Origin of the sequence: Gordonia crocea (assembly GCF_009932435.1) — a bacterium.
In the GTDB taxonomy this organism is placed as follows: Bacteria; Actinomycetota; Actinomycetes; order Mycobacteriales; family Mycobacteriaceae; genus Gordonia; species Gordonia crocea.
In genome coordinates this window covers 1,991,547-2,015,431 of sequence record NZ_BJOU01000001.1, presented here as the reverse complement: position 1 = coordinate 2,015,431, position 23,885 = coordinate 1,991,547, and the positions used below count along the sequence as shown (strand labels likewise).

Here is a 23,885-nt window from a genome sequence, read left to right as displayed (position 1 = left end):
GGTTGGGTCTCCTACAGGCTATTTCTCGTCGGCCGGGTCGTCGGACTGCTCCGCGACGGCCTCGGCATCATCGTCAATGGTGTCGGGGTCGGCCGCGTCCGCCGCGACAACGGCCCCGACATAGGTGTCGGCGGCCTCATCGGTGGCCACCACGCCGCGGACTGCAAGTTTGTTCCATCGGGTGACGACGCCGGGGGCGATCTCCACGTCGACGAAATCGTCGTAGGAGTCGATGACGGTTCCGAAGAGACCCGACATCAACTGAATCCGGGTCCCGGTGGTGAGCGATGCCTGCATCTCCTGCATATCGGCCATCTGCTTCTTCTGCTTGCGCGTGCCCATGAACAGCATCACGCCCATCAGCACCAGTAGCGCTGGGATCACGAATTCCATGCTTGACAGTCTGCCAGACGCGCTAGTCCAACCCGTCGAACAGGTTGGGTTCCTCGCCCAACCCGCGCACTCCCCATGTCGCACTCAATGCGCCGGCCGGGGGCACCAACCCCAGGTGGTGCCAGGCGGCGGCGGTGGCGACCCGGCCCCGCGGGGTTCGGGCGATCAGCCCCGCGCGGACCAAGAACGGCTCGCACACCTCTTCCACCGTGGCGGGTTCCTCCCCCACCGCGACGGCCAGGGTCGACACCCCGACCGGTCCCCCGCCAAAGCCCTGGACCAGCGCAGACAGCACTGCCCGGTCGAGCCGGTCGAGCCCGCGGTCGTCGACGTCGTAGACCGTGAGCGCCGCCCGGGCGATCGGCAGCGTCACCGCGCCGTCGCCGCGGACCTCGGCGTAGTCGCGGACCCGGCGCAACAAACGGTTGGCGATGCGCGGGGTGCCGCGCGAGCGGCGCGCCACCTCCACCGCGGCGTCGGCGTCGAGGGAAACCCCCAGGATCCCCGCGGAGCGGGTCAGTACGGCCACCAGCTCGTCGGTCTCGTAGAACTCCATGTGCGCGGTGAACCCGAACCGATCGCGCAGCGGCCCGGTCAGCGCTCCCGACCGGGTCGTGGCGCCGACCAGGGTGAACGGCGCGACGTCCAGCGGGATCGAGGTGGCCCCCGGCCCTTTGCCGACGACGACGTCGACCCGGAAGTCCTCCATGGCCAGGTAGAGCATCTCCTCGGCGGGGCGGGCGATGCGGTGGATCTCGTCGATGAACAAGACGTCGCCCTCGACCAGGTTCGACAGCATCGCGGCGAGGTCCCCGGCCCGTTCCAGCGCGGGACCGGAGGTGACCCGGATCGCCGACCCGAGCTCACCCGCGATGATCATCGCCAGCGAGGTCTTGCCCAGTCCGGGCGGCCCGGACAGCAGGATGTGGTCGGGGGTGCCCCCGCGTCCCTTCGCGCCGCGCAACACCAGTTCCAACTGCTCGCGCACCTTCGACTGGCCGATGAAGTCGGCCAGCGAACGGGGCCGCAGGTTCGCGTCGAGCTCCCCGTCAGCCGATACCCGGCCGGCGCTGACGGTCCGCTCGCGGTCCTGCTCGTCGTCGGTCATCGCCCTACTTCTTTCCCAGCAGCGCCAGGCCGGCGCGCAGTACGGCCGCCGAGTCGGCGTCGGGGTTCTCGGCCACCACCGCGGCCACGGCCTTCTCCGCCGCGGCCGCCGGGAATCCGAGTCCGACGAGCGCCTCGGTCACATCCGCCCCGACACCACCGCCGACCGCGGCCGCGGCCCCGCCGCCGGCGACCGGGCCCACCTTGTCGCGCAACTCCACGACGAGGCGTTCGGCCACGCGCTTGCCGATCCCCGGCACGGCGGTGAGCGCTTTAGTGTCCGATGCGGCGAGCGCAGCGGCGAGATCGGCGGGATCGTGGACCGCCAGCGCCGCCAACGCCAGTCGCGGTCCGACACCGGTCACCGTCTGCAGCAGCACGAACAGATCCCGCGCGGCACCGTCGGTGAACCCGTACAGGGTCATCGAGTCCTCCCGCACGATCATCGTCGTGAGAAGGGTCGTCTCCGCCCCCCGGGCCAGCGACGAGATGGTTGCCGGGGTGACCAGCACCCGGTACCCGACACCCGCGCAGTCCACCACGACGTGGTCGAGGGCGATGTCGATCACCGGGCCGCGGACCGAGGCGATCATCGTCGGGCCTCCAACGCCTTGGCGTGCGCGGCTTTCAGCCGAGCCCGGTGGGCGCGCGCGAGTTCCTCGGCCTTGGCCTGTGCGGCGACGATCCGGTCATCGGTCGGCCCCCGCCAGCATTGACAGATCGCCAACGCGAGCGCGTCGGCCGCATCCGCGGGCTTGGGGCGCGTCTGCATCCCGAGAATCCGGGTGACCATCGAGGTGACCTGGGCCTTGTCGGCGCGACCCGAGCCGGTGACCGCCGCCTTGACCTCACTGGGCGTGTGGAACCGCACCGGGACGTCGCGCTGCGCCGCGGCAAGGGCCACCACCCCGGCCGCCTGTGCGGTCCCCATGGCGGTGCTCACCTGCTGCTGGGCGAAGACGCGCTCGATGGCCACGACGGCCGGTTGGTGCGTATCGAGCCAGTGCACCGCGGCGTTGTGCACGGCGAGCAACCGATCGGCGAGATCCATCGACGCCGGCGTGCGCACGACGTCGACGTCGAGCGCGGTCACCGCGCGACCCGCCCCGGCCTCGACCAGGGCGATGCCGCACCGGGTCAGCCCCGGATCGACACCCATCACGCGCATCGGCCACCCTCTCTCATAACGAACAACTGTTCGAGATTCTAGAGGGCGGGCCCGACAATCCGTCGGACCGACACGCTGCGCGTCAGTCGTCGAGCTCCGCGAGCACCTCGTCGGAGATGTCGACATTGCTATAGACGTTCTGGACGTCGTCGGAGTCCTCCAGCGCATCGATCAGCTTGAACACCTTGCGTGCGCCGTCGGCGTCGACCGGGACCTCGACCGATGCGCGGAAATCGGCCTCGGCAGAGTCGTAGTCGATCCCGGCCTCCTGCAGGGCGGTGCGGACCGCGACGAGGTCGGTCGGCTCGCAGACGACCTCGAAGCTCTCGCCGAGGTCGTTGACCTCCTCGGCGCCTGCGTCGAGCACGGCCATCAAGACGTCGTCCTCGCTCTGCCCGGCCTTCTCCAGGGTCACCACGCCGCGGCGGGTGAACAGATAGGCGACCGAGCCGGGGTCGGCCATGTTGCCGCCGTTGCGCGTCATCGCCGTCCGGACCTCGCCGGCCGCGCGGTTGCGGTTATCGGTCAGACACTCGATCAGCAGCGCGACGCCGTTGGGCCCGTAACCCTCGTAGGTGATGTTCTGCCAGTCGGCGCCGCCGGCTTCCTCGCCCGCGCCGCGCTTGCGGGCCCGCTCGATGTTGTCGTTGGGCACCGACGACTTCTTGGCCTTCTGGATCGCGTCGTAGAGCGTCGGGTTTCCACCCGGATCACCGCCGCCGGTGCGCGCCGCGACCTCGATGTTCTTAATGAGTTTGGCGAACATCTTGCCGCGCTTGGCATCGATGACAGCCTTCTTGTGTTTGGTGGTCGCCCATTTGGAGTGTCCGCTCATGGGGGAAGAGCTTACCGGGCGCCGGTCACGCGGTGAGCGGAGCCGACCTAGGACCGTCGCACGAGGTCGACGAAATACTCGTGCACGCGCAGGTCGCCGGTGACCTCCGGGTGGAACGAGGTGGCGACCACCGGCCCTTGTGCCACGGCGACGATCCGCCCGTCGGCGCGGGTGTCCGGCGTCGCCCCCGGCGGGACGGTGGCCAGTACCGTCACCCCCGGGCCCGCCGTTTCCACCCAGGGCGCGCGGATGAAGACCCCGCGCAGCGGCGCGGCACCGGGGCGGTCGGTGATCCCCGCGAAGTCCAGGTCGGTCTCGAAGGAATCGGTCTGGCGGCCGAAGGCGTTGCGCCGCACCGTGATGTCGAGGGCATCGAGGTGGCGGGCGTCGCTGCGGGTGTCGAGGATGCGCGAGGCGAGCATGATCATTCCGGCACACGATCCGTATGCCGGCAGCCCCTGCGCCAGCGCGTCGCGCAGCGGGTCGAACAACTCGAATACGCCCAGCAGACGCGACATCGTCGTCGACTCCCCGCCGGGGATGATGATCCCGGCCAAGCCGTCGAGTTCCTCGGCCCGGCGCACCGGCCGCGGGGTCGCCCCCAACGCCGTCAGGGCGGCGACGTGCTCGCGCACGTCGCCCTGGACCGCCAAGACCCCGATCGTCGGCGAACTCACGATTCGTCGGTCCGCATCGGGATGCCCTGCACGTCCGGATCGGAGATGATGCGCGCCAACCCCTCCTGGACCACCGCCGCCACCATGCGGCCGCGCTGGTCGAACAACCGCCCCTGGGTGAGCGCCCGACCATGTCCGGCCGACGGCGACGTCTGGTCGTAGAGCAGCCATTCATCGGCCCGGAAGGGTCGCAGGAACCACATCGCGTGGTCCAGCGACGCGGACTGCACCCGCTCGTCGCGGTGGACCGACGACGCCGAACCCAGCAGGGTCATGTCGCTCATGTAGGCCAGCACGCACACGTGCGAGACGTGGTCGTCAGGCAACCGGTGCCGGTAACGGAACCACACCCGCTGCTGCGCGGCGAAGTAGTCGGAGAGTTGCATCTGGTCGCGCGGCACGATCCGGATGTCGAAGTTGTCCCACTCGGCGAACAGTTTGCGGTTCGATTCCGATTCCGCCTCCCGACGGTCGAGCAGGGTGTCGGGCGCGACGACCGGGGGCATCCGGTCCTGGTGTTCGATCCCCTCATCGCTGCCGATGTGGAACGACGCCGACATCGAGAAGATGGCCTCGCCGTTCTGGACGCCGGTGACGCGCCGGGTGACGAACGAGCGCCCGTCCCGGATGCGGTCGACGAGGAAGACCGTCGGCTTGTCCGGGTCTCCCGGACGCAGGAAGTACCCGTGCAGCGAGTGGACGCCGTACTCCGCCGGCACCGTCCGCGTCGCTGCGACCAGCGCCTGGCCGGCGACCTGCCCACCGAAGGTGCGCCGCAGCACGCTGGGATAGGACGGGCCGCGGTAGATGTCGGTCTCGATCTGCTCGACGCGCAGAATCTCCTCAATCGTGGGCATGCCTGCGATTATCGCTGATCCCATAACGACACCAGCGGCCTCCCCCGTCTCGGGAGAGGCCGCCGGATGTCTGAGGAGAGCTCAGAGCTCTTCGAGGGAGATGAGCTCGTCCTGCACGGCGCGGGCCACCAGACCGGCCTTCGTCGGCGCGGGGCGTCCGAGGTCGGCGTACTTGGCCCGGATCCGGGTCAGGTGGGTGTTGACGGTGCCCAGCGAGATGCCGAGCTCGCCGGCGACGGCGGGCTTCGAGTCCAGCAGCAGCCAGGTGCGCAAGACCTCGACTTCGCGGGCGGTCAGCGACGGGCGGGGCAGCTCCAGGTCGGCCGCGGCGGTCAGTCGCGCGGTCTCGGCGCTGGCCTGCTCGGACGTCATCTCCTCGACGGCCGGCTCGAAGACGACCACCCCGCCGGGAAGGCGGCCGATGGCCCGGGCGGCGAACTCGAAGTCGACGTCGCGGCGGGCGTCCGCATGCCCCTGACCGGGCAGCGCCATGCGGCGGGCGGTCAGATCGGCGAGGGCCTGTCGGCGACGGGCGGCGGCCTGGGCCGCCCGGCGACGGGCGCCCTCCTCGGCGCGACGGATCTCGTCGCAGGGGCGGTAGGTCGGGTTCCACGGGGCGGCTGCGGTCATCTGTCTTGCTCCTGTCTCGTGCGACTCACCGGGGGATCTCGCGGTGTCGCCAATGACGTTAGGAGCAGGACAGGGATCGGGAAATGGGGAGAACTACCCATGGTCTATGCGCAGGTCAGCGCAATTTCACGGCGCCGATACCCCTGGGGTACCCCAATCAGGCGGAGTTGCGCTCCGCTTCGGCATCCAACAGCGGCAGGTCGGCGCGGGAGACGATCTGCGACGACAAGGCGAATTCGACGAGCCGCGCCCGACGATTGGTGGCGAGCTTTCCACCACCCGCGCGCATACCGGAAACACCGAGCTGGTCAAGCTTGTCGCAGACGTTGTCGAGCTTGCGGTTGAACTTTGTCAACGCCCAGCCCAGCCGGGCGGCGGCCTGGGCGGATGTCGGGATGGAACTCGAGCCGCTGCCGTCGTACCGCAGGCTGGGCTCGGCCAGGACCAGGATGAGCAGCCGTTGGCTCTCGGTCAGGGTCGGGACCCCCACCGTCGTGTCGCCGACCGGCGTCGACGCGGTGGTCACCCCGGCCGCCGGCCCGGGATTCGCGTGGATTTCGAACTCGTAGGTCGTCGGACCCGCGGTGAACACCACGACGGTGCGACCGAAGACCAGGGGAAGACTCGCCCCCGGCGCAATCTGGCCGGAGAAACCCGCCTCCGCGGCGACGACGGTCGCCGACAGGTGCGACCCGACGTTGGACAGGTACCAGAGGTCACCGGCCCCGCGGTGGATCAGGAGGAAGCGCCGGTGCAGGTACCGGTTGTCGTCGACCGCGAGGTCGCCTTCGCGTCCGACCGTGAACCGGCCGTCGGAGCCGATATCGAACCGCTCGCCGCAGAACTCGACGAAGACGTCGGTCGTCGCGTCAGGCATCGTCGGTGTCGGCTTCCGGGTCGTCGGACACCGGCTCGTCGGACTCGTGGTCGTCGGACTCGTGGTCGTCGGACTCGTGATCGTCGGAGTCTGGCTCGCCGGCCCCTTCGTTGTCGGAATCCACCGGATCCTGCGCCGCGGCACCCGAACCGACATGCACGACGACGACGGTGACGTTGTCATGCGCGCCGAGCGCCAGCGCGCCCTCCACCAGGGCGTCCGCAGCCTCCTGGGCACTCTCGCTGTCAGCGAGGATCGCCCCGATCTCCGCATCGGGCAACTCGCCGGTCAAGCCGTCGGAACACAGCAGCAGCTGGTCGCCCGGCTCAGTCTCGAACAAGAAGTAGTCGGCGCGCGGCGGCACGATTCCGGCCCCCAGCGCGCGGGTGATCACGTTGCGACGCGGGTCGACGCGGGCCTGCTCGGCGGTCAACATCCCGGCATCCACGAACTCCTGGACCTGCGAGTGGTCGACGGTCACCTGCTCCAGCACGCCGTCGCGCACACAGTAGGTCCGCGAATCGCCGATGTTGAACACCAACCAGTGTGGTTGATCGTCGTGGCTGATGAGGACCGCGCCGGTGGCCGTCGTGCCGGCGCGCCGCTCGCTGGAGGTGTCGATCTCGCCGATCTGGTCCTGCGCGCGGACGAGGAGCTGCTCCAGTTCGTCGCGGGTCTCCTCCTGGCCGCCACCGACGGGCACCTCGGCGAGCACCGTCAACGCGACCTCGCTGGCCACCTCGCCGCGCTCGTGTCCGCCCATACCGTCGGCGAGGAGGAAACGGCCCGGTCCGACCAGGGCCGCGTCCTCGTTCGCCTCGCGGACCATCCCGACGTTGCAGGCGACCGCCCAGTCCAGCCGCAATCCATCGACGTCATCGCTCCCGACGACGACATCGTCGCGGATGAACCCCGACTCGCTCACGCGAGCTATCACCAACCCCGCTCGGCGAGCCGGTGCGGCGCGGGAATGTCGTCGACGTTGATCCCGACCATCGCCTCGCCGAGGCCGCGCGACACCTTCGCCAGCATGCCCGGATCGTCGTGGAAGGTGGTCGCCTTCACGATGGCCGCCGCACGCTGGGCCGGATTCCCCGACTTGAAGATGCCCGAGCCGACGAACACGCCCTCGGCGCCGAGCTGCATCATCATCGCGGCATCCGCCGGGGTGGCGATCCCGCCCGCGGTGAACAGCGTCACCGGGAGCTTGCCCTCCCGCGCGATCTCGACGACGAGGTCGTAGGGGGCCTGGAGCTCCTTGGCCGCCACGTACAGCTCGTCCTCGGGCAGCGAGGTCAACCGTCGGATCTCGTCGCGGATCTTGCGCATGTGCGTCGTCGCGTTCGACACGTCACCGGTGCCGGCCTCACCCTTGGAGCGGATCATCGCCGCACCCTCGGTGATGCGCCGCAGCGCCTCCCCGAGGTTGGTCGCGCCACACACGAAGGGAACGGTGAACGCCCACTTGTCGATGTGGTTCGCATAGTCGGCCGGGGTCAGGACCTCCGACTCGTCGATGTAGTCCACGCCGAGGCTCTGCAGGATCTGGGCCTCCACGAAGTGGCCGATCCGGGCCTTGGCCATCACCGGGATGGACACCGCGTTGATGATGCCGTCGATCATGTCCGGATCGCTCATGCGCGATACGCCGCCCTGCGCGCGGATGTCCGCGGGGACCCGCTCCAGCGCCATGACGGCGACCGCGCCGGCGTCCTCGGCGATCTTTGCCTGCTCCGGCGTGACGACATCCATGATGACGCCGCCCTTGAGCATTTCGGCCATGCCTCGCTTCACCCGGGAGGTGCCGACGTTCTCACTCACTAAACCCACTCCTGCAGTTGCAACCACCAGTACCCGAACAGTCTAGGCCAGCCGCAGGTCACCGAACCGATCCAGGGGCGTTTGACGGCCGCTCAGGTACTGACGCGCTCGATGATCTCGAAGTATTCGGGCAGCTTCGCATGCCCGCCGAGGCGCAGCCAGCGCACCCCGCGCCGGGTCTGCAACGCCCTGGTGTCACGCACCGCGTCGTTGTAGAACCGGCGGGCCAGGATCACCCGCGTCTGGGCGTCGGAGATCTCCGCGATGAGCTCGGTGGGGTGCGGCACGATGCCCCGGGTGGCGCTGGCGACCCGGCTGAGCACCAGCGACACCTCGTTCTCCGGTGTCTCCCGCTCGGCGAACGGCGCGGCCTCGGCGCGGTCGGCCTCGATGACGAGTTTGCCGCCCAGCGCCACCAACTCCTCGTCGTCGCGCTCGCGCAACGCCGCGGCAATGGCGCGCGCGACGACGGCGCGCCGGTCCAGCGCAGCTTCGAGCGCTTGGGTCGCCAAGTCGGTCCGGACGTGCAGCCGATCCAGGCGGTGGGCCACGCGATAGGCCCACACCAAGACCGCGGCCACCAGCACGCCGACCACAATCAGCGTGATCGCAATCGGTTCCACGTGTATTCCCCTTCCGCCCTGCGGTCAGTCCACCAGCGCAACCGGGTCGGCGCCGACGGTCACCGTCTCGTAGACCCGCATGATCTGGTCGGCCACCCGCGACCAATCGAATCGCCAAGCCTGTTCCGCCCCGATGCGGATCTGCTCGGTCCTCGACTCGTCGTCGGTCAGCAGGGCGATGACCTCGGTCGCCAGGTCATCGGCCGACCCGACTTCGAACAACCGGCCGGCCCGCCCGTTGTCGAGCACGCGGCGGAAGGCGTTGAGATCGCTGGCCACGACCGCGGCGCCGGCCGCCATCGCCTCCACCAGCACGATGCCGAAGCTCTCCCCGCCCAGGTTCGGCGCGCAGTACACATCGGCCGAGCGCAGGGCCCGCGCCTTGGTCTCGTCGTCGACGAGTCCGAGGAACACCAGGCGCTCGGCCAAGTCTCCGGCGCGGCGGCGCAGTGCCGACTCGTTGCCGCCGCCGACCACCAGGACGGTGACGTCGGGGAACTCCTCGACGATGCGCGGCAAGGCGCGCATCAGGATGTCGATGCCCTTGCGCGGTTCGCCGTAACGCCCGAGGAACAGGATGGTGCGCCCCTCGCGGGGGTAGCCGTCGAGCGGCTCGGCGTCGGCGAAGAACGGGACGTGGATCCCGTTGGGGATCTCCACCGCGTCGGACCCCAGCGATTCCATCTGCCAGCGCCGGGCCAGCTCGGAGACGGCGATCTTGCCCTTGATCCGCTCGTGATAGGGCCGCAGCACCCCCTGGAAGATGCTGAGGACGAGGGACTTCGTCGTGGACGTGTGGAAGGTCGTCACGATGGGACCGTCGGCAACCATCAGCGAGAGCATCGAGATCGACGGCGCATTGGGTTCGTGGACGTGCAGCACGTCGAACCGGCCCTCCTCGATCCAGCGGCGCAGCGCCCGGTACGCGTGCGGCGAGAAGGTCACCCGCGACACCGAGCCGTTGTACGGGATGGCCAGGGCCGGGCCGGCCGAGACCACGTAGTCGGGCAGGGTGACCTCGGTGCCCGCCGGAGCCAGCACGCTCACCTCGTGACCGCGCTCGATGAACACCTGGGCCAATTCCACGACGTGGGCCTGGACCCCGCCCGGAATGTCGAACGAGTAGGGGCAGATCATCCCGATCTTCACGACGCCCCGTCCAGCCGTGCGCGCCGCGCCTCGCTCCAGTCGGCCTCCCAGAGCGGCTGCAGCATGTGCCAATCCGCCGGGTGGGCCGCGATGTTGGCCTCGAACACCGATGCCAGCGCCTGGGTGGTCGCCTCGACCCCGCCGCTGACATCGATTTCCGGCCCGCAGGTTGCGGCCGACCGCGGCGCCTCCTCAAACCAGTGGTGCACCGGGAGCAGTGCCGCACCCGTCTCGATCGCCAGCTTCGCCGGCCCGGCCGGCATCCGCGTCGGCTCGCCGAAGAAGGTCACCGGCACCCCGTGCTTGGCCAGGTCGCGTTCGCCGAGCAGGCACACCACCCCGCCCTCGCGCAACCGCTGGGCCAACCTGCCGAACGGCGGCTCCTCGCCACCGGAGAGGGGGAAGATCTCGAAGCCCAGGCTCTCGCGGTAGTCCACAAAGCGGCGGAACAAGGATTCGGGCTTGAGCCGTTCGGCCACCGTGGTGAGCGTCCCGTGCCGTTGAACCAGCCACAACCCGGCCATGTCCCAGTTCCCCGAATGCGGGAGGGCCAGCACCGCACCCTTGCCCCGGGCCAGCGCGTTGTCGAGGTTCCCCTGATCCTCATCGGAGAGATACATGGTTTCGGCCGTACTCACCGGATCCATCGAAGGCAGGCGAAAAGCCTCACACCAGTAGCGCATGTAGGAGGTCATCGACTCGACGAGCAGTTCGTCGGGCACCTCCTGCGGCGTCGTTCCCAGCACCCGGGCGAGATTGCGGCGCAGTTGCTCCGGGCCGCCGTTGCGACGACCGGTGAATCCGCCGATCTGGTCGAACAAACCCCGGGCGACCCGGTCGGGGGTGTAGCGCAGCGCCGCCCAACCGGCCGCATACCCGGCGTCGGCGACGCGTTCGGCGATCCGCGCGGAAAGGTTGGGCACGCCGTCAGCCCCTTTCCTCGTCGGCAGTCGGCTCGTCGTCGGCCGGCGTCGCGACGAGCGGCTCGCGCGCGCCCGGCGAATGGTAGATGCTCCACATTCGCTGGCCGACGGTGACGATGCTCAAGACGGCCAACACCCACATCGCGATATGGATCGCCCAGGTCCAGTGCAGTCCGGGGAAATCGGTCAGGCCGGCGCCGGTGAGGACGATGATGAGGCGCTCGGGCCGCTCGATCAAGCCACCGTCGCCGTTGAGCCCGGCGGCCTCCGCGCGCGACTTGGCGTAGGAGATCACCTGTGACGTGACCAGACAGATCAAGGTCGCGACCAGCAGCAATCGGTGAGGCGCGACGACAGCCGCCCACCACGCCAACGCGCCGAAGATCGCCCCGTCGGCGATCCGGTCGCAGGTCGAGTCGAGCACCGCGCCGAAACGCGTCCCCCAGCCCCGGGCGCGCGCCATCGCACCGTCGATCATGTCGAGCATGACGAAGGCCCAGCACGCGAGCGCACCCGCGAAGAGGTAGCCGTTGCCGAACAAGACGATGGCCGCGGCCACCGTGACCACGGTGCCGCCGACCGTCATCAAATCGGGGGTCAAACCCACGCGGAGCAGTCCGCGGGCGATCGGCCCGGTGACCTTGGAGACCGCCTCACGGCCGCCGCGGAAGCTGATCACGCGGGTTCTCCCGTCCGGGCCCACTCGTCGGCGAGGAGGCGTCGGGTATCGGCCAGCAACTGGGGCAACACCTTGGTGTCGCCGACGACGGTGATGAAGTTCGCGTCGCCGGTCCAGCGGGGCACGATGTGCTGGTGGATGTGTTCGGACAGGGAGCCGCCCGCGGCCGCGCCGAGGTTCAACCCCACGTTGAACGCATCCGGCGAGGAGACGGCCTTGATGACCCGGATCGTCTTCTGGGTGAAGGCCATCAGCTCGCGCGACTCGTCGTCGGTGAGGTCCTCGAGGTCGGCGACCTGCCGGAACGGGATGATCATCGTGTGGCCCGGGTTGTACGGGAACAGGTTGAGAACCGCGTACACGGTCTCACCGCGGGCGACGATCAGCCCGTCTTCGTCGGACAGCTTCGGGATGTCCAGGAAGGGATGGCCGGTGGCGTCCGCCGGCCGCGGCGCAGCGGTGATGTAAGACATCCGGTGCGGGCTCCACAGCCGCTGCAGCTGGTCCTTCATCGCCGCTTCCTGGCCGCCTCGATCACGACGCCCATGGTCTCCGCCGTCGGCGAATCGTTGCGGCGCGACTCTTCCCACTCGTCGATGGCGACGACGGCCTCGTCGACGGGGACGCCGTTGAGCTGGGTCCCGTCGCGGAAGCGGAAACTCACCGCGTCGGCCTCCACGTCGCGCTCGCCGGCCAAGAGCATGAACGGCACCTTGGCGGTGGTGTGGTTGCGGATCTTCTTCTGCATCCGGTCATCGGAGTAATCCACCTCTGCGCGGACGCGGCGGTTCTTGAGCCGGTTGACCACCGACTGCAAATGCGGTGCGAACGCCTCGGCCACGGGGATGCCGACCACCTGGACCGGGGCGAGCCACACCGGGAAGGCCCCGGCGTAGTGCTCGGTCAGCACGCCGAAGAAGCGCTCGATAGACCCGAACAGGGCGCGGTGGATCATGACCGGCCGCTGTTTGGTGCCGTCGCTGGCGGTGTAGGAGAGGTCGAACAGTTCCGGCAGGAAGAAGTCCAGCTGGATGGTCGACATCTGCCAGGTGCGCCCGAGTGCGTCTTTGACCTGAACCGAGATCTTGGGCCCGTAGAAGGCCGCCCCACCCGGATCGGGCACCAGTTCCAGACCGGAGGCCTCGGCCACGGTCCGCAGCGTCTGCGTCGCCTCGTCCCACAGTTCATCGGTGCCGACGAACTTCTCCGGATCCTTGGTCGACAGCTCCAGGTAGAAGTCGTCCAGGCCGTAGTCCTTGAGCAGTTGGAGGACGAAGTTCAGCGTCGTGCCGAGCTCCTCGACCACCTGGTCCTGCGCGCAGTAGATGTGCGCGTCGTCCTGGGTGAAGCCGCGGGCCCGGGTGAGGCCGTGGATGACGCCGGACTTCTCGTAGCGGTAGACCGACCCGAACTCGAAGAGCCGCAGCGGCAGTTCGCGATAGCTGCGCCCGCGCGAGTTGAAGATCAGGTTGTGCATCGGGCAGTTCATCGGCTTGACGTAGTAGTCCTGGCCGGGTTTGCGCACGGTGCCGTCGTCGTTGTACTCCGCATCCAGGTGCATGGGCGGGAACATGCCGTCGGCATACCACTCAAGGTGCTTGGAGGTCTCGAACAGCTGCCCCTTGGTCACGTGCGGGGTGTTGACGAACTCGTAGCCCGCGGCGGCGTGCTGCTCGCGCGAGTAGTCCTCCATCTCGCGGCGGATGATGCCGCCCTTTGGGTGGAAGACGGGCAGGCCCGAACCCAGTTCGTCGGGGAAGCTGAACAGGTCCAGCTCCGCACCGAGGCGGCGGTGGTCGCGCCGCTCGGCCTCGGCGATCCGGTCGAGGTAGAGGTCCAGGGCCTCGGTGGACTCCCAGGCGGTGCCGTACACGCGCTGCAGGTCGGCCAGGTTCTGATCGCCGCGCCAGTAGGCGGCGGAGCTACGGGTGAGTTTGAACGCCGGGATGTACTTGGTGGTCGGCACGTGCGGACCACGGCACAGATCTCCCCAAATCCGTTCTCCGGTACGGGGGTTGAGGTTGTCGTAGGCGGTGAGCTCGGCGCCGCCGACCTCCATGATCTCGTCGTCGTCGGCGGCACCCTTGTCGTCGATCAGCTCGAGCTTGAAGGGCTCCCCCGCCAGTTCCGCGCGCGCCTCGTCCTTGGAGTCGTACACGCGTCGGGAGAACCGCTGACCCGACTTGATGATCTGGCGCATCTTCTTCTCGAGCGCCTTGAGGTCGTCGGGCGTGAACGCCTCGTCGACCTGGAAGTCGTAGTAGAACCCGTCGGTGATCGGCGGGCCGATACCCAGCTTCGCGTCGGGGTTGATGTCCTGCACCGCCTGCGCGAGCACATGGGCGGCGGAGTGGCGGATGACGCTGCGGCCGTCCTCGGTGTCGGCGGCGACCGGCTCGACCTCGGTATCGGTCTCCGGCGCCCACGACAGGTCACGCAGATTGCCCTGCGCGTCACGCACCACAACGATGGCCTGCGGGCCCTTGTTCGGTGCGTCGACCTCGCGCAACGCCGCGCCGGCCGTCGTCCCCGCGGGCACCCGGACGGTAGCGGGCACAGCGGATTCGGGTTGCGACGACACGGACGGACTCCTCGAGCGTTGGGCCGGGTGGGGCGGCGAATGTCAGGTTCGCCCTAGATCGTATCCGTGAAGCGGAGAGGTTCGACGTGGTGGTCCCAGCTGGGTTCGAACCAGCGACCTCTCGCGTGTGAGGCGAGCGCTCTTCCGCTGAGCTATGGGACCGCGGGCACCGGGCGCATGGAGCCCGCGAGCATCCGATGTTCACAGGTGCCGTGGTGCGCGATACAGGGATTGAACCTGTGACCTCTTCCGTGTCAGGGAAGCGCTCTCCCGCTGAGCTAATCGCGCGGGTATGGAGTTGGTGGGTACTACCGGTGGAGGTGGCGACGGGAATCGAACCCGTGTACACGGCTTTGCAGGCCGTTGCCTCACCACTCGGCCACACCACCATGCGAGGAACTCGCCTCGAGCGGATGACGGGATTCGAACCCGCGACCCTCACCTTGGCAAGGTGATGCGCTACCAGCTGCGCTACATCCGCATTCTCGCTCCGCCGCCCGCCGGTTTCCCGTCGTGCTTGCGGTGCGAGAGGAAACACTAGCCGACGTTGCGAGACAACACCAAATCTCCTGGTCAACGCAGTGGCGATGGAATCACAACGATCGGATTCGACAGGGCCCAGTCGACGGATTTCAGGGCCCAGTCGGCGGGATCGAGGGCCCAGTCGACGGATTTCAGGGCCCAGTCGGCGGGATCGAGGGCCCAGTCGGCGGGGGGAGGCGAGACGATCTGGGAGACTGCGGGCATGCCCCTGGTTGAAACGGTCACCGATCCCGGCCTCGCCGACGAGGTGTCCGCGGTGGCGGCCGCAACCTTCCCCCTCGCCTGTCCCCCGCACGCGCACCCCGACGCCATCGCGGAGTTCATCAAGGCGAACTTGTCCACGGCCGCATTCGCCGGACACATCACCGCCGCTGACTCCGACGTGCTGGTCGTCCGGAGCGGGCCCGGCGGGCCCGTCGTCGGCTACAGCCTGCTGCACCACCGCCCACCGACCGATCCCGAGGTGGCCGCGGTCGTCGTCGAACCGTCGTCGGAGATCTCCAAGATCTACGTCCGGCCCGATCACCATGCACACCGCACGGGAGCCGCCCACTCGCCCGCACAGGCCCTCATGGCGGCAGCGGTGGCCCGGGCCCGGGAACGCGGCAGCGCGGTCGTCTGGCTGGGCGTCAACCAGCAGAACGAGCGCGCCCAGCGCTTCTACGAGAAATCCGGCTTCACCCGTGCCGGAACGAAGACCTTCAACCTGGGCGGCAACATCGAACACGACTACGTGCTCGTCAAACCCGCGGGGACGGACTAAGCCGCGTCGACCTCGGCGAAACGCGACAGCGCGAGCAGTCGCGAGGTGGCGCGCAGGTACTTCTTGCGGTACCCGCCGGCCAGCATCTCCTCGGTGAAGATCTCGTCGAGCTTGCACCCCGACGTGGTCAGCGGGACGCCGGCGTCGTACAACCGGTCGGCCAGGACCACCAGGCGCAGCGCCACCGACTGGTCGGTCGTCGGCGTGACGTCGGAGACGCACACCAGCGACACCCCGTCCACCAGCGCCTTGTACTTCGACGGGTGCAGCGTGCTCAGGTGTTCACACAGCGCGGTGAAATCGTCGAGGGTCGCGTTCGGCGTGTTCTCCGCCAACTCGACCAGCGCATCATCGGAGCGCGGCTCCGGCGCCGGCGGCAGATCGCGGTGGCGGTAGTCGGGGCCATCCACCCGTACCGGCTCGAAGATCGACGACAGCTTGCGGATCTCGCGCAGGAAGTCCTGGGCGGCGAACCGGCCCTCGCCGAGCTGTCCCGGCAGGGTGTTGGAGGTGGTCGCGATGGACACGCCCTTGCCGCTGAGCTCGGTCAGCAGCCGCGAGACGAGCATGGTGTCGCCGGGGTCGTCCAGCTCGAACTCGTCGATGCAGATCACCGTGTGGTCGGCGAGCCGCTCGACGGTGTTGATGAATCCGAGCGCACCGACGAGCTGGGTCAACTCGACGAAGGTGGCAAAGGCCTTGGGTCCGGGCATCGAGTGGTAGATCGACGCCAACAGGTGGGTCTTGCCGACGCCGAACCCGCCGTCGAGGTACAGGCCGATCCCCTGCGCCGGGCTGCTCTTGCGGCTGAACAAGCCCCGCTTGCCGCCGCCGCCGCGCACCTTGCGGGCGCGCTCGGCGAAGTCGCGGGCCTTGGCCAGGGCGGCCGCCTGGCTGGGCTCATCCGGACTCGGGATGTAGGTGTCGAAGCTGACATCGTCGAAGGTCGACGGTGGAACCATCTCGGCGATGAGGGTCTCGGGGGCGACGATCGGGTTGCGATCACACAGGTGCTGCGTCATGACAAGCAAAGGATATCCGGAGCAGCCACAATGGTGAGGTGCACATTCTCCGCAAAGCGAGCCACGTCACACCAGAGGACCTGCATACGTTGTACGCCTACCCCGGCGACGGGACGTGGGTCCGGGCGAACATGATCGCCAGCATCGACGGCGCCGCGGGGTTGCAGGGGCGTTCTGGCGATCTGGCCGCCGACGGCGACCGACTCGTCTACCGGGTCCTGCGGGATCTCTCCGACGTCGTGGTGGTCGGGGCCCACACGGCCCTGACCGAGGGCTACGGCCAACCCGACGGCCCCGCCTTCGCCGTCGTGTCCCGATACTTGGACATCCCGCCCGACTATGCCCCGATCGCCGATCCGCGCACCGTCGTACTCACGTGTTCGGCGGCACCGACGAGTCGGCGGGAGGCGCTGGCCGCCGCCGGGGCGCAGCTGGTCGACTGTGGCACCGACACCGTCGAACCCGCCGCCATCGCCGCCGAATGCGAGCGCCGCGGCTGGCCGCACATCCTGCTCGAGGGCGGCCCCCGGCTGCTGGGTTCCTTCGTCGCCGCCGATGCCCTCGACGACCTGTGCCTGACGACCAGCCCGATCCTGCTCGGCGGCACGGCGAGTCGGCCGCTGGACCACGACGACGAACTCGCCCGCGGGATGGTCGTCGCCCATCTGCTCACCGACGAGGACGGCTATCTGTTCGCCCGATGGGTGCGCGCCACCCCGACGTTCGGGTGACGGGAGGCCGCGCCGCGCCGCGCCGCCCGGCTAGTCTCGGAGCCATGCACTTGCACGGCGCGCGCCTGGGCACTGCAGCCCGACTCTTGATCCTGCCCCTGAGTGGCCTGTTGGCCGTCGGATGCGCCGTCGGGCCGACGACCGGACCCGCCGTCGTCCGCGACGGCGGCTCCCCCGGCGTCGAATCCAGCACCGCCAAGCAAGCACCCCCCTTCCCCGCCCTGTCCGGGGTGAAGGCCGACGTGTCCTGGCGCCCCTGCCCCGCGGCAACCGTCGAGCGGTACGGCGCTGCCCCCGGCACCGGCATCACCGTGCAGTGCGCGACGATGATGAACCAGGCCGATCCCGGCACCGGCGGGGGTGAGTCGGTGAGCGTGCCGCTCGTCCGCATCCGGGCATCCAATACGCCGGCCGACGCCGCGCCGATCGTCCTCGTGACCGGGGCGGATCTGCCCGCCCCGCAGCTGGCCCTGACACTGGCCGGCGGACCCGCCGCATCCGCGCTGCTGGCCAAGCACCCGCTGGTCGCGGTCGAACAGCGCGGCTTCCTCGACGTCGACTGTATGACCCGCGCCGATCGCCGCACCCTCGCCGACGGCGGCCAATCCGGCCCCGGCGACAACGCCAAGGCCCGGGTGCAGCGGGTGGCCGAGGCCGCCCGCAGCGCGGCCGACTCCTGCACCGACACGCTCGACGGCAACGCCCTCGCGTTCACCTACGCCTTGGCCGCCACCGACATCGAAGCGCTGCGCCGCACCTGGGACGTCGACTACCTCGCCCTGATCGGCGTCGGGTCGGGCAGCCGCGTGGCCCTCTCCTACGCCGCCCAGTACCCGAACCGGGTGGGTCGGCTCATCCTCGACTCGCCCACCCCGTTCACCGGCTCCGCCAGGGACCGGGAGACCACCCGCGTCCGCGGCGTGGAACAGGCGCTAGACACCTTCACCCGCCGCTGCACCACCAATCCCGGGTGCCGCGGCCGCGTCGACAACCCGCCGGCGGTCCTCAAGTCCGTCTTGGACAAGGCCCGGGCCGGCACGCTCAACGGACTCACCGATGCGGCGGTGGCCGAGACCGTGACACTGCGCATCGGGCTCGCCACCCAACCGGAGGCGCTGCGCACCCTCGTCGCCGCGCTGGCCGCCGCCGACCGCGGCGACACCGGCGCCCTCGCCGAGATGACGCGGCGGACCGCCGCGCTGCAGAGCGCCGACGGGGTGCACGTGAGCCGCTGCAACAACGTGACCGGAACCGCCGGGATCAACGAGATCGAGGCGCTGACCGGCGACTGGGCCAAGCAGTATCCACTGGTAGGCCAGACGTTGGCGGTCTCGCTGGCCCAGTGCACCGGGTGGGGCACCTCCGCCCCGGCCCCGGCCCCGACCGCGTTCGCGGTGCCGCCCCTGGTGTTCGGCGCCGGGTCGGACCCGGTCAACGGCAGCGATCCGACGGTCCTGAACCGCCTCTTCGCCGCTGCGAAGACCCAGCCGGTGTCGGTGTCCTGGGACGGCGTCGGCTACTCCGTGGTCGCCCACAGCACCTGCGCGGCCGGGATCGTCAACGAGTTCCTGGCGGCCAAGGCACTGGGCACCGCGCGCAGCCGGGCCTGCCCCGCCGAATAGCACCACCGCGTGTAGTACGGTTCGCTCGTGACGATTGCAGACCGTTACCTGTTCCCGCCGGTATCGACCGAACGCATCATCAAGGCGATCCTCTGGCCGATCAGCCTGATGATGATGTTCCACAAGAGCGTGGTGCTCGGCATCAACGGCGACCGCACCGACGATTTCAAGCCGGTGTACGAGGCGGCGCTGCGATTCCTGAACAACCAGCCGGTGTACGCCGAGAGCTACCTGACGGTGGAACCCCACTACCTGTACCCGCCGTCGGGAACCCTGCTCATGGCCCCGATCGCCTACATCGACCCGGAGCGGTCGCGCTGGGTGTTCATCGCGCTCTCGGTGGCGGCGCTGGTCCTCTCGGCCTACCTGCTGACGCGACTGTTCGGCTACAGGGCGTCGTCCTGGGTGTTTCCCACCGTGCTTTTCTTCTACTTCCTCTCCGAGTCGGTGGCCAACACGCTGATCTACACGAACTTCAACTCGTTCGTGCTGCTGAGCCTGGTGCTGTTCCTGTGGTTGCTGAAATCGGATCGGCCGTGGCTGGCCGGCATCGCGGTCGGCCTGACCATCGCGGTCAAACCCGTGTTGCTGCCGGTGCTGCTGTTGCCGTTGCTCAAGCCCCGGATGTGGCGCGCATTGATCCCGGCGCTGGGCATCCCGGTGGTGCTCAACCTGATCGCCTGGTCGATGGTCCCCGATACCGACAACTTCATGGCGAACACCTTCCCGTACCTGCGCGAGACCCGCGACTACTACAACAGCGCGATCGGCGGCCTCGGCACCTTCTACGGCCTGTACCCGTGGCTGATCCTGGTGCTGCGCGTGATGTTCGTCGCGATGGCCGCCTTCGGGGTCTGGTTCCTCTGGCGCTACTACCGCGACAAGGACGAGGTCCTGTGGTTGACGGCCTCGTCGGGCATCCTGCTGACGACGTCGTTCCTCGTCGGCCCGTTGGGCCAGGGCTACTACTCGATGCTGCTGTTCCCCCTGGTCATGACGGTGATCCGGACGGGCTCCCCGATGCGCAACTGGCCCGCCTGGCTGGGTGTGTACGGGTGCATGACCTTCGACATCTACTACACGATCCGCAACCCGCTCTCCGAGCACCTGCCGCAGAACTGGGAGAGTTTCGGCCGCAACATGGAGTATCTGACGGTCACCTGGGGCTGGTCCCTGCTCATGATCGCCGTCTTCTTCTCGCTGCTGTGGCGCTACCTGGACCTTCGCGAATCCCAGGCCCGGCCGCTCGCGGCTACTGTGGAGGCGTGACCTCCGATCCGACCGATTTCACCGCACTCTCCGACGAGGAGTGGGCCGCACGCCTGACCCCCGCGGAGTTCCGGGTGCTGCGCCGCGCGGGTACCGAGCCGGCCTTCACCGGCGAGTACACCGACACGAAGACGTCGGGGGTGTACCGCTGTCGGGCGTGCCACGCCGAACTGTTCCGCAGTGACGCCAAGTTCGAGTCGCACTGCGGGTGGCCGTCCTTCTTCACCCCGCTGGCCGGTGACCGCATCATCGAGCGCCGCGACGCCTCTGCGGGAATGGTGCGCACCGAGGTGCTGTGCGCCAACTGCGGCAGCCATCTGGGACACGTGTTCGCCGGCGAGGGGTACGACACCCCCACCGATCTGCGCTACTGCATCAACTCGGTGTCGCTGACGCTGGAACCCGACGCCGAGTAGGGCCCCTCCCCGCCCGGGCCGTTAGGCCAGGACTGTTTGGGCAGGACCGTTAGGGCAGGGCTGCGACGAGGGCTGCGGGCTCGACCCGCGGGCCGGTGAAGAAGGGGATCTCCACCCGGACGTGGCGGCGCGCCTCGGTGGCACGCAGATCGCGCATGAGGTCGACGATGCGGTAGAGCTCGGGCGCCTCGAAGGCCAGGATCCACTCGTAGTCGCCGAGCGCGAACGCGGGCACGGTGTTGGCCCGCACGTCCTTGTAGCCGCGGGCCGCCATGCCGTGGTCCGCCAGCATCGTGCGGCGCTCCTCGTCGGGCAGCAGGTACCAGTCGTAGGACCGGACGAACGGATAGACGCAGACGTAGGCGCCGGGATCCTCCCCCGCCAGGAACGCCGGGATGTGGCTCTTGTTGAACTCGGCCGGTCGGTGCAGCGCCGCCCCGCTCCAGAACGGGTCGCAGGCCCGACCGAGCGCGGTCTCCCGCCGGAACCGCTGGTAGGCGGACTGGATTTCCTCGATGGTCTCCGCATGCCACCAGATCATGAAGTCGGAGTCACCGCGCAGACCGGCGACGTCGTACACACCCCGGACCACCAAGCCGTCGCGGGACACCTCGTCGAGGTAGGCGCTGAACTCGGCGCCGGCCGCGTCCCGGTCGGCCGGCATATCGGCCGGACGCACGGTGAACACCGAGAACATCAGGTAGCGGATGGTGTTGTTGAGTTCGTCGAAGTTCAAACGTGCCATGAACCCACGCTACAACGCGGCCAGGTGCGCGCGAACAGCGGCCGCGGCGGCGCCCGCCTGACCGATGCAGGCCGGGACGCCGACCCCGGCATAGGCCGAGCCCGCCACCGCGACACCGGCCGGCAGCGCCGCCTCGACCGCGGCGATGACGGCGTCGTGTCCGGGCGCATAACACGGCAGACCACCGGGCCAGCGCTGCACCGCGGCGTCGACCACCACCACATCGGCGCCCCCGCACACCTGCGACACGGCCGCGGTCGCGGTGGCCACGAGTTCGGCGTCGGTGCCCGTCACCGGTTCCCCGAGTCGGCCGAAGGACGCCCGCAGGCGCAGATCGGCGCCGGGGCCGCCAAAGTGCTCCCACTTGCGCGAGCTGAGCGTGACCGCCTTCACCGGGTTCGGGCCGGTGCCGCGGCCCAACTCCTCCCCGGTGGCCGCCAACACACCGGAGAGCTCCGGCAACGGGGTGTCGTGCGGCACCGCCATCGCCACGACCGCCGACGGCGCGGTGGCAATGCCGGCCAGCCCCTCGGATGCGACCGGGGCGGCGGTGCGCAACTGCCGCGCGGCCACCGGTGCGGGGGTGGCCACCACCACCGCGTCGAAGTCGTCGTCGTCGACCGACCACCCCGACGACGTCCGCGCCACCCGGGCCACCGGATGCTCGAGGCGCACCTTCGCCGACGCCGAGTCGAGCAAGGCGTCGACCAACCGCCGGTAGCCGCCGCGCAGCGCCCCGAACACCGGGGTCCGCGGCGCGTCCGGCGCCGGCAGTAGCGCCGCGACCGCGGCGGTCAAGCTCGGCGCACCGTCGTCGAGCAGCCGCGCCAGGGCCGGGACCACCGCCCGCAACCCGGTGTCGCCCGACAGGCACGAGTACACCCCGCCGATCATCGGGTCCAGGCTGCGGGCGACCACCGAGGGGCCGAAGCGGTCGGCGACGAATGCACCCAGCGAGCAGTCCTCGCCCGGTGTCCAGGCCAACGGCCTCGTCGACTCGGCGGCCATCCGTCGCAGGTCGTCTGCGTCGGCGAGGTCGGCCATGGCCTCCGCGCCCGCCGGGATCCCCATCCAGGCGGGGGCGGGCAGTGCGTTGAGCCGCTCGTCGGCCCACACCGCCGGACGCGCGCCGGAGGGGACCACCAACTCGTCGTCGAGTCCGAGCTCGGCGACCAGGGCCCGGGCCTCCGGGCGGCGCAGCACGAAGGCCTCGGCCCCGACGTCGGTGTCACGGCCGGCCACCGGCAGCGAATGCAGCAGGCCGCCGACCCGGTCGGCCGATTCGAAGACCTCGATGGTCACGGCAGGGCCCAGCGTCGCGCGCAATCGGTGGGCCGCGACCAGGCCGGAGAGCCCGGCTCCGATGATCGCGACCCGGCTCACGCGGAATGCACCAGATCGACGACGCGGGTGATGGTGTCGGGATCGGTGTCGGGCAGGACGCCGTGGCCGAGGTTGAAAATGTGGCCGCGGGCGCCGGCGGCGATCGCGTGATCGGCGTCGTCGATGACCCGCGCGACGTGGGCGGCGATCACCTCGTCACCGGCGAACAGCACCGTCGGGTCGAGGTTGCCCTGCAGCGCCGGGCCGGGGCCGATCCGGCCGATCGCCTCCTGCAGCGGCACCCGCCAGTCGACGCCGACGACATCGGCGCCCACCCGGGCCATCGGGACGAGCAACTCACCGGTCCCGACCCCGAAGTGGATCCGCGGAATCGCCGCGCCGCCGGCACCGGCACCGTCGAGTTCGGCGAACACCCGGGTGCTGTGCGGGGCCACGTACTGCTCGTAGTCGCGCCGGGACAGCATCCCGGCCCACGAGTCGAAGAGTTGGACCGCCTGCACACCGGCCTGGATCTGCACCCGCAGGAAGGTGACGGTGATGTCCACCAAGCGCCCCATCAGGTCGTGCCAGAGCTCGGGGTTGCCGTACATCATCGCCTTGGTGTGGGCGTAGTGGCGGCTCGGACCACCCTCGATCAGGTACGACGCCAGCGTGAAGGGCGCACCGGCGAACCCGATGAGCGCGGTCGGCGTCGGGTCGAGCTCGGCCCGCAGCATCGACACCGCGGCCGCAACGGCACCGACGGCGTCGGGTTCGAGGCGGGCGATCGCGGCGACGTCGGCCGCCGTGCGCACCGGGTGGGCGATCACCGGCCCGGTCCCGGCCACGATGTCCAGGTCGATGCCGGCCGCCTTCAGCGGGACGACGATGTCGGAGAACAAGATGGCGCCGTCGGTGTCGTGCCGGCGCACCGGCTGCAGGGTGATCTCGGTGACCATCGCCGGGTCGAAGCAGGCCTCCAGCATGCCCCGGTCGGCGCGCAGCGCCCGGTACTCGGGCAGGGAACGGCCGGCCTGACGCATGAACCACACCGGTCGGCGTTCGGGTCGACGCCCCGCCGCCGCGGCCAGTAAGGGCTTGACCGCCCCCATTTCACTCACGCCGACCACT

The 23,885-nt window shown here is 69.6% G+C and carries 26 protein-coding genes and 4 tRNA genes; 5 read left to right on the top strand and 25 right to left on the bottom strand.

The genetic code is table 11. The features are described 5' to 3' along the window. Positions 1-18: 18 nt before the first annotated feature. From yajC to nbrcactino_RS09455, 21 genes are all read right to left on the bottom strand, one after another. Positions 19-393, bottom strand: a complete 375-nt coding sequence (gene yajC, locus nbrcactino_RS09555; RefSeq protein WP_161927136.1) for a preprotein translocase subunit YajC — start codon at positions 391-393, stop codon at positions 19-21. A gap of 22 nt (positions 394-415) precedes the next feature. After that, positions 416-1,501, bottom strand: a complete 1,086-nt coding sequence (gene ruvB, locus nbrcactino_RS09550) for a Holliday junction branch migration DNA helicase RuvB (protein ID WP_161927135.1) — start codon at positions 1,499-1,501, stop codon at positions 416-418. A 4-nt stretch (positions 1,502-1,505) separates the two neighbouring features. Beyond that, positions 1,506-2,093 carry a Holliday junction branch migration protein RuvA gene (gene ruvA, locus nbrcactino_RS09545; RefSeq protein ID WP_161927134.1) on the bottom strand — a complete coding sequence of 196 codons (588 nt, stop codon included), beginning with the start codon at positions 2,091-2,093 and terminating at the stop codon, positions 1,506-1,508. Next, positions 2,090-2,668, bottom strand: a complete 579-nt coding sequence (ruvC, locus tag nbrcactino_RS09540; protein WP_161927133.1) for a crossover junction endodeoxyribonuclease RuvC — start codon at positions 2,666-2,668, stop codon at positions 2,090-2,092. The genes ruvA and ruvC overlap by 4 nt, the downstream gene beginning before the upstream one ends. 82 nt (positions 2,669-2,750) lie before the next feature. Continuing rightward, positions 2,751-3,503 carry a YebC/PmpR family DNA-binding transcriptional regulator gene (locus nbrcactino_RS09535; RefSeq protein WP_161927132.1) on the bottom strand — a complete coding sequence of 251 codons (753 nt, stop codon included), beginning with the start codon at positions 3,501-3,503 and terminating at the stop codon, positions 2,751-2,753. Positions 3,504-3,550: 47 nt separating this feature from the next. After that, complete coding sequence (pdxT, locus tag nbrcactino_RS09530; protein WP_186343332.1) at positions 3,551-4,180, bottom strand: pyridoxal 5'-phosphate synthase glutaminase subunit PdxT; 630 nt, start codon at positions 4,178-4,180, stop codon at positions 3,551-3,553. Continuing rightward, positions 4,177-5,037 (bottom strand): acyl-CoA thioesterase, encoded by an 861-nt coding sequence (locus nbrcactino_RS09525; protein ID WP_186343331.1) that lies wholly within the window; start codon positions 5,035-5,037, stop codon positions 4,177-4,179. Before nbrcactino_RS09525 ends, pdxT begins: the two co-directional genes overlap by 4 nt. A gap of 81 nt (positions 5,038-5,118) precedes the next feature. Then, positions 5,119-5,667 carry a helix-turn-helix transcriptional regulator gene (locus nbrcactino_RS09520; protein WP_161927130.1) on the bottom strand — a complete coding sequence of 183 codons (549 nt, stop codon included), beginning with the start codon at positions 5,665-5,667 and terminating at the stop codon, positions 5,119-5,121. A gap of 157 nt (positions 5,668-5,824) precedes the next feature. Continuing rightward, on the bottom strand, positions 5,825-6,544 hold the full coding sequence (locus nbrcactino_RS09515; protein WP_161927129.1) for a hypothetical protein: 720 nt from the start codon (positions 6,542-6,544) through the stop codon (positions 5,825-5,827). Next, positions 6,537-7,469, bottom strand: a complete 933-nt coding sequence (locus nbrcactino_RS09510) for a PP2C family protein-serine/threonine phosphatase (protein ID WP_228460755.1) — start codon at positions 7,467-7,469, stop codon at positions 6,537-6,539. The genes nbrcactino_RS09515 and nbrcactino_RS09510 overlap by 8 nt, the downstream gene beginning before the upstream one ends. A gap of 8 nt (positions 7,470-7,477) precedes the next feature. Next, on the bottom strand, positions 7,478-8,365 hold the full coding sequence (pdxS, locus tag nbrcactino_RS09505; RefSeq protein WP_161927128.1) for a pyridoxal 5'-phosphate synthase lyase subunit PdxS: 888 nt from the start codon (positions 8,363-8,365) through the stop codon (positions 7,478-7,480). A 92-nt stretch (positions 8,366-8,457) separates the two neighbouring features. Then, positions 8,458-8,988 carry a LemA family protein gene (locus nbrcactino_RS09500; RefSeq protein ID WP_161927127.1) on the bottom strand — a complete coding sequence of 177 codons (531 nt, stop codon included), beginning with the start codon at positions 8,986-8,988 and terminating at the stop codon, positions 8,458-8,460. A 24-nt stretch (positions 8,989-9,012) separates the two neighbouring features. Continuing rightward, positions 9,013-10,137 (bottom strand): glycosyltransferase family 4 protein, encoded by a 1,125-nt coding sequence (locus tag nbrcactino_RS09495; RefSeq protein WP_161927126.1) that lies wholly within the window; start codon positions 10,135-10,137, stop codon positions 9,013-9,015. After that, entirely contained in the window at positions 10,134-11,060 is a 927-nt protein-coding gene (locus tag nbrcactino_RS09490) for a phosphatidylinositol mannoside acyltransferase (RefSeq protein WP_228460754.1), read from the bottom strand. The genes nbrcactino_RS09495 and nbrcactino_RS09490 overlap by 4 nt, the downstream gene beginning before the upstream one ends. Positions 11,061-11,064: 4 nt before the next feature. Beyond that, a complete protein-coding gene (gene pgsA / locus nbrcactino_RS09485) occupies positions 11,065-11,739 on the bottom strand; it encodes a phosphatidylinositol phosphate synthase (RefSeq protein ID WP_161927125.1) in 675 nt (224 codons plus the stop codon). Next, positions 11,736-12,251: an ATP adenylyltransferase gene (locus tag nbrcactino_RS09480; protein WP_161927124.1), complete on the bottom strand. Its 516-nt coding sequence runs from the start codon at positions 12,249-12,251 to the stop codon at positions 11,736-11,738. Before nbrcactino_RS09480 ends, pgsA begins: the two co-directional genes overlap by 4 nt. Then, positions 12,248-14,320, bottom strand: coding sequence for a threonine--tRNA ligase (thrS, locus tag nbrcactino_RS09475; protein ID WP_161927123.1), 2,073 nt, complete (start codon positions 14,318-14,320; stop codon positions 12,248-12,250). The genes nbrcactino_RS09480 and thrS overlap by 4 nt, the downstream gene beginning before the upstream one ends. Positions 14,321-14,407: 87 nt before the next feature. Continuing rightward, positions 14,408-14,482 (bottom strand) — tRNA-Val (locus tag nbrcactino_RS09470). A 51-nt stretch (positions 14,483-14,533) separates the two neighbouring features. Beyond that, positions 14,534-14,608: transfer RNA gene (locus nbrcactino_RS09465), tRNA-Val, on the bottom strand. A gap of 27 nt (positions 14,609-14,635) precedes the next feature. After that, positions 14,636-14,709, bottom strand: a tRNA-Cys gene (locus nbrcactino_RS09460). Positions 14,710-14,728: 19 nt separating this feature from the next. After that, positions 14,729-14,801 (bottom strand) — tRNA-Gly (locus tag nbrcactino_RS09455). Positions 14,802-15,065: 264 nt separating this feature from the next. On the opposite strand from nbrcactino_RS09455, the gene nbrcactino_RS09450 reads away from it, so the two are divergent. Next, on the top strand, positions 15,066-15,626 hold the full coding sequence (locus tag nbrcactino_RS09450; protein ID WP_161927122.1) for a GNAT family N-acetyltransferase: 561 nt from the start codon (positions 15,066-15,068) through the stop codon (positions 15,624-15,626). Here nbrcactino_RS09450 and zapE read toward each other — a convergent pair. Further along, positions 15,623-16,648, bottom strand: coding sequence for a cell division protein ZapE (zapE, locus tag nbrcactino_RS09445; protein WP_161927121.1), 1,026 nt, complete (start codon positions 16,646-16,648; stop codon positions 15,623-15,625). The genes nbrcactino_RS09450 and zapE overlap by 4 nt on opposite strands. 38 nt (positions 16,649-16,686) lie before the next feature. Here zapE and nbrcactino_RS09440 point away from each other — a divergent pair, with 38 nt between their 5' ends. Genes nbrcactino_RS09440 through msrB form a run of 4 tightly spaced genes read left to right on the top strand, consistent with a single transcriptional unit; the run spans position 16,687 to position 20,686 of the window. After that, the gene (locus tag nbrcactino_RS09440) at positions 16,687-17,379 is read left to right on the top strand and encodes a dihydrofolate reductase family protein (protein ID WP_161927120.1); all 693 of its coding nucleotides are present in this window, start codon (positions 16,687-16,689) and stop codon (positions 17,377-17,379) included. A 44-nt stretch (positions 17,380-17,423) separates the two neighbouring features. Further along, positions 17,424-19,001, top strand: a complete 1,578-nt coding sequence (locus nbrcactino_RS09435; RefSeq protein ID WP_161927119.1) for an alpha/beta fold hydrolase — start codon at positions 17,424-17,426, stop codon at positions 18,999-19,001. Positions 19,002-19,028: 27 nt separating this feature from the next. Beyond that, a complete protein-coding gene (locus tag nbrcactino_RS09430) occupies positions 19,029-20,270 on the top strand; it encodes a glycosyltransferase family 87 protein (RefSeq protein WP_161927118.1) in 1,242 nt (413 codons plus the stop codon). Next, on the top strand, positions 20,267-20,686 hold the full coding sequence (gene msrB / locus nbrcactino_RS09425; RefSeq protein WP_161927117.1) for a peptide-methionine (R)-S-oxide reductase MsrB: 420 nt from the start codon (positions 20,267-20,269) through the stop codon (positions 20,684-20,686). The genes nbrcactino_RS09430 and msrB overlap by 4 nt, the downstream gene beginning before the upstream one ends. 49 nt (positions 20,687-20,735) lie before the next feature. Here msrB and hemQ read toward each other — a convergent pair whose 3' ends face one another. Genes hemQ through hemE form a run of 3 tightly spaced genes read right to left on the bottom strand, consistent with a single transcriptional unit; the run spans position 20,736 to position 23,866 of the window. Continuing rightward, positions 20,736-21,431 (bottom strand): hydrogen peroxide-dependent heme synthase, encoded by a 696-nt coding sequence (gene hemQ / locus nbrcactino_RS09420; protein WP_161927116.1) that lies wholly within the window; start codon positions 21,429-21,431, stop codon positions 20,736-20,738. A gap of 9 nt (positions 21,432-21,440) precedes the next feature. Continuing rightward, complete coding sequence (locus nbrcactino_RS09415) at positions 21,441-22,814, bottom strand: FAD-dependent oxidoreductase (RefSeq protein ID WP_161927115.1); 1,374 nt, start codon at positions 22,812-22,814, stop codon at positions 21,441-21,443. After that, a complete protein-coding gene (gene hemE, locus nbrcactino_RS09410; RefSeq protein WP_161927687.1) occupies positions 22,811-23,866 on the bottom strand; it encodes a uroporphyrinogen decarboxylase in 1,056 nt (351 codons plus the stop codon). The genes nbrcactino_RS09415 and hemE overlap by 4 nt, the downstream gene beginning before the upstream one ends. Positions 23,867-23,885 lie beyond the last annotated feature (19 nt).